The organism is Aquimarina agarivorans (assembly GCF_000218485.1).
In the GTDB taxonomy this organism is placed as follows: domain Bacteria; phylum Bacteroidota; class Bacteroidia; order Flavobacteriales; family Flavobacteriaceae; genus Aquimarina; species Aquimarina agarivorans.
Genome location: NZ_AFPB01000157.1, coordinates 1 through 10,126, shown reverse-complemented (window position 1 = coordinate 10,126; position 10,126 = coordinate 1). Strand labels below are relative to the sequence as shown.

At 32.7% G+C, this 10,126-nt stretch carries 8 protein-coding genes; 5 read left to right on the top strand and 3 right to left on the bottom strand.

Translation table 11 applies throughout. From position 1 onward, the window contains the following. Positions 1-188: hypothetical protein (locus GMC_RS22315; RefSeq protein WP_010522347.1), on the top strand; the 188-nt coding region annotated here is incomplete at its 5' end. A gap of 31 nt (positions 189-219) precedes the next feature. Here the strand turns inward: GMC_RS22315 and GMC_RS19830 are convergent. Both GMC_RS19830 and GMC_RS0111910 read right to left on the bottom strand, forming a co-directional pair. Next, positions 220-2,715 carry a S8 family serine peptidase gene (locus GMC_RS19830; RefSeq protein WP_010522346.1) on the bottom strand — a complete coding sequence of 832 codons (2,496 nt, stop codon included), beginning with the start codon at positions 2,713-2,715 and terminating at the stop codon, positions 220-222. Positions 2,716-3,685: 970 nt separating this feature from the next. Then, entirely contained in the window at positions 3,686-5,302 is a 1,617-nt protein-coding gene (locus GMC_RS0111910; protein ID WP_010522345.1) for an ABC-F family ATP-binding cassette domain-containing protein, read from the bottom strand. A gap of 167 nt (positions 5,303-5,469) precedes the next feature. Here GMC_RS0111910 and GMC_RS0111905 point away from each other — a divergent pair, with 167 nt between their 5' ends. Both GMC_RS0111905 and GMC_RS0111900 read left to right on the top strand, forming a co-directional pair. Next, positions 5,470-5,985: a hypothetical protein gene (locus tag GMC_RS0111905; RefSeq protein ID WP_138940618.1), complete on the top strand. Its 516-nt coding sequence runs from the start codon at positions 5,470-5,472 to the stop codon at positions 5,983-5,985. A gap of 2 nt (positions 5,986-5,987) precedes the next feature. Next, the gene (locus tag GMC_RS0111900) at positions 5,988-6,779 is read left to right on the top strand and encodes a sialate O-acetylesterase (RefSeq protein WP_010522343.1); all 792 of its coding nucleotides are present in this window, start codon (positions 5,988-5,990) and stop codon (positions 6,777-6,779) included. A gap of 197 nt (positions 6,780-6,976) precedes the next feature. Here GMC_RS0111900 and GMC_RS0111895 read toward each other — a convergent pair whose 3' ends face one another. After that, complete coding sequence (locus tag GMC_RS0111895; RefSeq protein WP_010522342.1) at positions 6,977-7,534, bottom strand: hypothetical protein; 558 nt, start codon at positions 7,532-7,534, stop codon at positions 6,977-6,979. A gap of 382 nt (positions 7,535-7,916) precedes the next feature. Between GMC_RS0111895 and GMC_RS0111890 the strand changes: the two genes are divergently transcribed. Both GMC_RS0111890 and GMC_RS0111885 read left to right on the top strand, forming a co-directional pair. Beyond that, on the top strand, positions 7,917-8,255 hold the full coding sequence (locus GMC_RS0111890; protein WP_010522341.1) for a PadR family transcriptional regulator: 339 nt from the start codon (positions 7,917-7,919) through the stop codon (positions 8,253-8,255). A gap of 1 nt (position 8,256) precedes the next feature. Then, the gene (locus GMC_RS0111885; protein WP_010522340.1) at positions 8,257-9,942 is read left to right on the top strand and encodes a PspC domain-containing protein; all 1,686 of its coding nucleotides are present in this window, start codon (positions 8,257-8,259) and stop codon (positions 9,940-9,942) included. The last annotated feature ends 184 nt before the right edge of the window (positions 9,943-10,126 follow it).

Genomic DNA, 10,126 nt, shown 5'->3' with positions numbered 1-10,126 from the left:
TAATACTAAATGTTGAGTTGCTCCCTTTTTGTGCACTGAGTCCTTACCGTAAAGAAGATTTAGAATTTCCTATCAATTTGATTAATTCCATTCCTTGCAAAATCAGTTATGAAAGTTTAGTGATTTCTAAAACCGATAATGAAATTCTAAAAATAAAAAACCCAAGCAACAATGTGCCTGGGTTTTAAATCTAAATTTAGTAATTAGTGTGTAGTTGATTTATTTTTTAATTATTTGCGTATAAAATACACGTTGTCCATCATTAACTTCCAATATATAAAGACCTTGAGTTAAATCAGATACATTAATCTGTTCCTCTTTCAACGTTCCAATTTTTAATACTTGTCCTGCCGAGTTAATGACTTTATAGGAGCTTTCTGAATTTTCGATAGTACTAAGTCCAACATGTACCTCCAAATTAGATGGGTTAGGATAAACCTCAAGCGCTGTTGGAGCTTCGTCACCTAAAATAGTGGTCTCATCAGTTGTAGCAAAACCAACAAAGTCTTGCGTATTTGTTCCTCCTGAAGTAGTATAGATTTCTGAACTATTTAAACTTGTAGCAGCAATTGATGTATTATTAAATGTGCTATTTGCTGAGGTTCCAATGATATTAATAGTATAATCTTCAACCTCTCCAAATTCAAATGTTTCACAAGGACTAGAAGCAGCATTATATTTCATAGATACTCTCATACGCGTGCTACCTAAAGCTGCATTTGAAGGTACATCAACAGTAGTACTTAAGTTTGCCGCACTAGACGAAGATCCATTGACTACTCTTTCGCTAGCTTCAAAAGTTCCGTTTTTATTAAAATCAATCCATACTGACCAAAACTCAGTATAAGATTGCCCACTAAAAGCAGCACTAACAATCATAGTATTAGAACTTCCTCTTGACAAAGTACCTACTTGAGATGTAAAGTTTGAATACCCACTTCCTGCTCCCGAAGTATTAGAAATACCACCCAACTCAATATTATCAATCCATTCAGCTTGCGCATTATCTCCTTTTGAATCGCAATAGCTTACAGTAGTAGGAGGTACTGGGTTTGGTGTTGATGATGACCCCCTAATTCCCGTTACAATTAACGAAAATCTTTGACTGCCTCCTACTAGATTTCCTTTAGCCCTCACTGTAATTGTATAAGTTCCCGAAGCGTTATTGATATCAACACGCTCAAAAGGATCTACGTTGTTATCTCTTCGAGCACTGGTTGTAGCTCCTGTAAGTTCATAAGGTAAAGCTGAATTCTCTCCTTTAGAAACTCGGATATCCAAATCATTAACTAATACTGGCGCTGAGCTTGCTGAAGTTATTGCCCTACCCGGACGATCCGTCCAAGAAATAGATGATAACAATGGTGATGATCCGTCAGATTCAACTGTAATTGAATACGTTTGCCCTGAGCTTAAAACTAATTCATCAACTATAGTATTATCACCATCTGCCGATATTACTTCTGCTGCTTTTTTAGCATTTAATAATCCCCAGCCAAAAATAGCATCAGGTCCTGTGGGTCCTGCATCATCAGCTGTATGAAGCGCTAAACCTTTTAAAGTAGCAGCTTTCATAAATGTATTATTTAAGTTGTTATAATGCTGTTGTAGCAATAATAAAGATCCTGCTACATTGGGTGATGCCATTGAGGTTCCTGTTAACTCTCTATACGCAGTATTACTGGAATCTAAAATTGACAATACTCCGGTACCATTTCCTGTGATATCAGGTTTAATACGAAGATCATCAGTAGGCCCTTCGCTACTAGAACTATTAATACTTACTGAAATCAAATTACCATTACCACCAACTCTTGCATCTTGGGCGTTGGCCACAGCCAACGTATTTTTTGAAGTTGAAGCTCCAGTTAGTTTATCAAATCCAAAACCTCCAGTAGGATTATTATTCGCCGAGTTATCATTCCCATCATTTCCTGCTGCTACAACTGGTAAATAATCTGGCGCATTAAATGTTACAACGTCCCAGTCTCTGGAATCTTCAATATACCCACCAAAAAAATATTGTGGTAATTGAACGCGACCTTGCCTATCTCTGGCTGCAAAACCGTACGAATGGTTTGACACCAACATACCATTACCAGCTGCATTTACGGCTTCGGCAATGTCGTTATTCCAGTCGTAACCAACAGCTCGAGCGTGAGGCGCCATTCCTTCTGCATCATTTCTTATACCAGCTGCAACAATAGTACCTGTAACATGTGCAGCATGAAAATTTAATCCTAATCCTGCATCATCTCCAATAGTATATCGGTTATTCCCTCCGGAACCATCAAACTCTCGGTGACTTGCTCTGGCAACTCCTCCATCCCAAACGTGAGCTACCATACCTTGACCCATTAAATTTAAACCTAAAGAGCCATTGGTTTGTAAGTGATTTGTTCTAGTAGATAATGCTGCATCTGTATTATAAGTAGTATAATATATTGGTTTACCATCTACTACTTTTTGTAGCTCAAGTACTCTTCCATCTTTTGTTTTAATTATCGATTTCCAGCCTTTACTTTTAGCCATTTGTAAAGCCTTAGTTTTTTGTGCTTTTGCGGTTTTATTAAATTTTTGTTGGAGGCTTTCAATCTCGAGCATGTTGTACTCACTCTGGATTTTTTTGACTTGCTGGGCGTTTTGGGCTTGAACGTGTACTGCTGCGAAAATAGAGGCATAGGAAAGTACCCTTAACAATTTCTTGCTTTTCATAGTATAGTTATTGTGTTATTGTTAGACTAGATAAATTGTACTTAAAACCGGCTTAAGTCATACGCAAGTTCATCAATTATAGGTATATATACCATAACAGTGGAAAGAATTAGTAAATAAAAAATTTAGGCTTTATTATTTTACCTAATTACTAATTTAACAGCATTTAAATTATTAGTATGTAAATTCATTAACCATTCATTAAGTTAAATTTTAGCTTTTTTTAATATAAATAAAACAAAAACTAAACACTAAAATGTTTGTTAAAAACAAATTTAACTATTAGCGACTATTTAAATAACAACACTATCGCTCATACTATGCCCATATTATTTGAAAAACAGCTTCAATAAAGCTCATTTAGGTTTTAGAAAAGCTGCATTTGAAGATTTTATAGAATATTCGAATTTACTTACATCAAATAGAAGTGCATAAAATGTAGGAATTTATATTTTAGCGCATCAATCTTGTTTCCAAGATTAAAATTAGCACTGGCCTGATAATATCGTTTCGGAAGTTAGATTTTCAATTAAAGGGATTCTTTTTTGCTTGACACTTCAAAATAAAATATCACTGTAGCTAAAGCTACGTTTATGTTTTCTTTCTTGTCCAACCAAAAAAAACACAAGCCTAATCTTTACTACAATAACTTTACAAAGTACATAGCACAAGAGAACCGTTAAATGGAAATTTAATATTATCGAGCAGCATTACAACAGCACATCATGAAAACTAAGACCTCTATTGATGACCAAACCCTACTTTTTGATTAACTATCAGTAAAAATTTTTCTTCTGCTTAGCGCTAATAATCTCAGCTTTTAAGCTTTTATTAAATAGGCAACATTAAACTAAGTAAATATCAAGCAATCCAGGTGTTTCATTGAGTCGAAAAGCCATAAATAATAACATTTAAAGCTATACACTCTAAATCTTTACTCTTCAAAAACAACTTAAGCCCTTACGGAAACCTAGCTATACATTTTTTCTCGAAGAGTTTTAATCTTTGGGTCGCTCATATATTCATCAAAAGTGGTGTAACGATCTATCACTCCGTTAGGAGTTAACTCTACAACTCTATTACCAACGGTTTGCGCAAATTCATGATCATGCGTAGTTAGCAATACAGTACCTTTAAAGTTTTTCAAGGAGTTATTAAATGCAGTAATAGATTCCAAATCCAAGTGATTTGTAGGCTCATCCAACATAAGAACATTGGCTCTGGTCATCATCATTCGCGATAGCATACAACGTACTTTTTCACCTCCAGATAATACGTTCGAAGTCTTAAAGGCATCCTCGCCACTAAAAATCATCTTACCTAGGAATCCACGAATATGAACTTCCTCTCGCTCTTCTTCAGTCTTTGCCCATTGGCGCAACCAATCCACAAGTGTTAATTCATTTTCAAAATACTCACTATTATCTAATGGCAAATAAGCCTGATTGGTAGTCACACCCCATGCAAATTCACCCGCATCGGCTTTTAGTTTTCCATTTATAATTTCATAAAAAGCAGTAGCTGCTCTAGAATCTTTCGAATAAATAACCACTTTATCCCCCTTAGCTAAATTTAGGTCAATATTTTTAAACAACACATCTCCGTCTTGACTTGCCGCCAAACCTTCAATATTCAAAATTTGATCCCCAGCTTCACGCTCACGTTCAAAAATAATAGCTGGATATCTTCTGCTCGAAGGTTTTATATCTGCTACATTTAATTTTTCAATCATTTTTTTACGCGAAGTCGCTTGCTTAGACTTTGCCACATTAGCACTAAAACGTGCAATAAATTCTTGCAACTCCTTCTTTTTTTCTTCAGCTTTTTTATTCTGCTGTGCGCGTTGCTTAGCTGCTAATTGTGAAGATTCATACCAAAAAGTATAATTCCCACTGTAGTGGTTTATTTTTCCAAAATCAATATCAGAAATATGAGTACAAACAGCATCTAAAAAATGTCGATCGTGAGATACTACAATCACAGTATTTTCAAAATTTGCTAAAAAGTTTTCCAACCAAGTAATTGTTTCATAATCCAAATCATTGGTAGGCTCATCCATAATTAATACATCTGGATTTCCAAACAAACACTGAGCTATTAAAACACGTACACGCTGCTTACCATCTAAATCCGCCATCATAGTGTAGTGCAAATCATCCTTTATCCCTAGATTTGATAACATTTGAGCTGCATCACTATCAGCATTCCACCCATTCATTTCTTCAAATTGAACCTGTAGCTCACCTATTCTGTCAGCATTTTTATCATCATAATCTGCATAAAGTGCATCCATTTCAGATTTTACTTTATACAAATCTTTATTCCCCATAACCACAGTTTCCAAAACGTTGTATTCATCATATGCATAATGATTCTGTTCTAAAACAGACATACGCTTACCTGGCTCTAAATGAACATGACCAGATGTTGCCTCTAATTTACCCGTTAATATTTTTAAAAACGTAGATTTTCCGGCTCCGTTCGCGCCAATAATTCCGTAACAATTCCCTTGCGAAAATTGTGTATTTACTTCATCAAACAATACGCGCTTGCCGAACTGTACAGATAAATTTGAAACTGATAACATAGGGTACTTTTTTAATTTGCTGCAAAAATAAACAAACCTGAATGATAATAACACATATCATCATATCTCTTTTAAATCTTTTGCATTAAAAAATATAATTTCACCTTACTTTCTTTATGAATAAAAAATCTATATTTAAATTTAAAAAATTGTAACAATTAGCCCCTATGAAAAGATCAACAACAACACTTATTATTTTTTTCTTTACAGTGAATTCTTTTTGTCAAGAAGCTTCTTCAAAAAAAAGATTTGGACTGGGGTCATCTTTTTTTAATCTTAATGAAAGTTTTGATGATCTCTTTCTATTCAACAACTCCAGCCCGATTAGTATGAATTATCAAATTAGCAATAAACTAAGAATTGAAAACAACACCAACATAACCTTTATTAATCAAAAAGAAAATTCTACTAGGGTAAGAGGATCATTAAGATTAAGTTTAGATTATTTAAAAAAAATTTCTGAAAATTTTATAATATATAGTGGACCACAAATAGGTATTAATACAAGCAAAACCAAATTGATCAACATACATATAGGGGGCGAATATTTTTTACACAAAAATTGGTCTATTAGTAATCAAGTCGGATTAAATTTTCTGTTTGACTCCAATAGTAATAATTCAATACAAACAAACAGTAGTATTATTTTAAGATTCTATTTTTTATTAAAAAATCATAATTAATAATGTTTAAAAGCTATTTACAAAAATTTTTATTAATTAGTCTAATATCTTGCGAATTTAAAACTTTTGACGATACTGGTTTTGATATATTTATTATTGCTGGACAATCCAACACACTAGCAGGTTCAGGATTAGACACCAAAATAGACACCCCTGACAAAGATATTTTTCAATTAGGTCGGTTTTCAATATTTGACTTTATGATTAGCCAAGCTAATGAACCATTACAACATCATACAGCTAGAAAAAATAAGATTGGATTTGGTCTTACATTCGCAAAACTCTATAAAAATCATAAAAAAAAAGCTAAACCTATTTTACTCATACCATGTGGATTTGGTGGGGCATCATTAAAAAAAGAATGGAAAATATCTGAGTTTTTATATGAAGATTTGATTGAACGTGTAAATTTTGTTAAACAAAAACACCCAAAAAGTATAGTTAAAGCGATATTATGGCATCAAGGAGAATCAGATACTGGACTTACTAATTATGATATTCTATTAGACAAGTTTATTAATTCAATAAGAAAAGACTTAAACTCTGAAAGACTCCCTTTTATTGTAGGCGGCATGGTTCCTTTTTGGGTAGGCCAAAATGAATTACGAAAAATACAACAAGAATTTATAAAAAACACTCCGTTAAGACAAAAATATACTGCTTATGCTGACCCTGATTTTCCCTTTGTAATAAAAAAAGAAAACGACCTTATTGATGAAATCCATTATAACGCCAAAGGTCAACGTGAATTAGGAAAAAGGTATTTTTCTGCCTATTTATCAATTACAGAATAGAATTAATGAAAATTGATCCTATAGACTCTACCCCCATAAAATGTGTAAGTTTAAAATATAGAGGGTTTGACTTTTTTAAAGTTGAATCCTTTCTTTATAAGTAAATAAAATCTAAAAAAATATCGGGGGTCATGACCCCCGATATTTTTTTAGATTTTACACACTTGGCAGGATATCACCTTTAAAATTAAATCCATCTATTTCAACAACTTACTTAATTTATTTTTTTGCTTTTTTATAGCAACTTTAAGTTCTTCAACTTTCAATTCTTTCTTTTTAATCTTAAGATCCGAAAGTTTATGTTTTTGAGTTTTTAATTGATTCTTTGTTTTATCTAGTTTTTGCTCCAACTTTTTAATAGTAGCTTTTTTAGCAGCAATATTTTCTGCTAATTTTTCTTTTTTCTTCTTTATCTTTTCTGCCTTAGCTTTTTCTTTAGCTTTTTTCTTTTCAGCCTGTTCCTGCTTCTTTTTTAAATTCTCTTCTTTCTTAAGCCTTTTTGCTTCTAGTTTTTCTTCAGCTAATCTCTCCTTTTCCTTTTCAACTTCTTTCTTCTTTTTTTCAAGTTCATCAATTCCTCCTTCTAACTCATCTTTAGTTTCTTCTGAAATTTTTTCATCTACTTTTAATTTACTTTGATCCAAAGCTTCAACAGGATTAAGCGTATCTGCAGCTTTTACCCCTATATTTTGTTCTTGCGCAAATGATAAACTAATTGTAAAAATTGCCACTAAACTTATTACTGTTTTTTTCATGATATTTAAAATTATTTTGTTTTTTCACCTGATTAGTCAGGTGAATGTTTATTTCCAAAAATTAGACCAAACTTTCCATTTTATCTCAAAAATGAAAAACCAAATATAATGTTAAAAAAAATTATGATAATTTAATTACATACACAAATATCTATAAAAAACTAACAATCAGCCACTAAACTATTGTTCATCTATTTTTCTATTCTACACATATTTTCACTTTAAGTATTTACAACTATCACAACAAAAATGTTAAAAAAAATAAAAATACAGTACTTTGTTTTGCATAGTACCTGTTTTTAGATATATATTTGCATAAGAAAATAATAGGTGATACTTATTTCCTGTTATTTAAAACAAGTATTGAACCTAAACCCTTCTTATGAAGATTGAAAACACAAAAGCGCAAATGCGCAAAGGAGTTTTAGAATACTGTATTTTATCCATATTAAATAATGAGGATGCTTATGTTGCAGAAATTCTTAAAACACTAAAAGATGCTAAAATGTTAGTTGTAGAAGGTACTATATACCCATTACTTACCCGGCTAAAAAATGCCGGACTACTCAACTATCGTTGGGAGGAATCAACCTCAGGTCCTCCCCGTAAATACTACGAACTTACTGAAACTGGCAAATTATTTTTAAATGAATTAAACACCACCTGGAACGAACTACAACAAGCTGTAAACTTAGTAACCAACACTACAAAAAACGACTAAAATGAACAAGACTATAAACATCAATCTTGCTGGCATTTTCTTTCATGTTGATGAGGATGCTTACCTAAAGCTTCAAAATTACTTAGAAGCCGTAAAGCGTTCTTTTGCCAGCGAACAAGGGCACGAAGAAATTCTTTCAGATATTGAAGCGCGCATTGCCGAGCTGTTTAATGAGCGCATACAAAATGAAAGACAAGTAATAGGTAACAAGGAGGTAGACGAAATTATTAACATAATGGGACAACCCGAAGATTACAATGTAGGTGAAGAATCCTACGAAGAAAGTCAAGACGCTACCACCCGCAAAAAAATTACAAGAAAATTATTTAGAGATCCTACAAACGCTTACGCAGGTGGGGTGTCATCCGGACTGGGGTATTACTTTGGAATAGACCCCATTTGGATCAGAATCTTTTGGGTTGTGTTCACTTTGGGGTCAAGCGGAACATTCTTCCTTATTTATATTTCTCTATGGATTTTTGTTCCAAAAGCTGTTAGTACTGCAGATCAATTAGCTATGCGCGGCGAGGCCATAAATATAAGTAACATTGAAAAAAAAATTAAAGAAGGTTTTGAAAATGTATCCGATCACGTTAAAAATGCAGATTATGCCAAATACGGTGATAAAGTAAAATCTACTTCCTCCAATTTTTTTGAAGGCCTTTCCGAAGTGTTACGGTTTTGTCTCAAACTTATTGGCAAAGCGGTAGGACTGCTCCTATTATTTGTTTCTGGAATCAGTATTATAAGTTTGCTTTTAGCACTGTTTGATCTTACAACTTTTAATATTTTTGACGCTCCGTGGATTGACTATGTTGATGTGGTAAATGTAGGCGCCCCATTATGGCTGATTTCGTTATTGGTACTTTTGGTAGTTGGCATTCCTTTCTTTTTCATATTTATACTTGGACTAAAAATTTTAATTGAAAACTTAAAATCTATAGGTAAAACAGCTAAAATAGTACTGGTTTCACTATGGTTTATAGCCCTTGCTGGACTGACATTTTTAGGAGTAAAACAAGCCAGTGAACGCGCATTTGATGCACGAGTTACAGCTACTGAAAATTTGTACTTCAACCATACAGACACACTGAATGTGAAAATGTTAATTGATGATCGTTATGTGAATGAGTTTGACCATTCGGACGGATTTAATATTAGAACTAATGAAAATAATGAACAAGTCATCGTTCTTCAAGATATCAGGATTAACGTAAAGTCGACACAAGCAACTACCGCTAGCATACAAATAGCTAAAAATGCACAAGGAAATAGTTATGAAAATGCAAAAAACAGAGCTGAAACACTGAAATACAATTACCAACTTACAGGAAACACATTACTTTTAGATGCCTTTGCATTGTCCGAAATAAAAAGTCAATTCCGAGATCAAAAAATCACGGTAACCTTGCACTTGCCCGTAGGAATGACTTTATATGCCGATGGAAACACTTATGATTTTAATACTTGGAGTAGTCATAATAATAACATTCCTATTAAAAGTAAAGAAAACCAATACCTAAAAATAGATACCAATAGCGTGCACTGTTTAAATTGCAATGAGCATCACTGGGATGCTGAATATGAGGATAATGATGATAGTATTGATATTAATTTTAACAGCGACGATGATGAATTTAACTTACATATTGACGAAAACGGAATTAGGATGAAGAGTAAAAATTAGACAAGTTACTTACCTGGTTACGTAAAAAGCCAACATGTATTTGTTGGCTTTTTTTATATCAATAATCATTATTAAAAAACCTTGATTTTACTAACAAACATTTAACACTATAAAATTTTATTCCTGCAACATTTCAATAGTTGCGTATCTAATATTATATAATCTTTTTATTTAAGTTATCAAT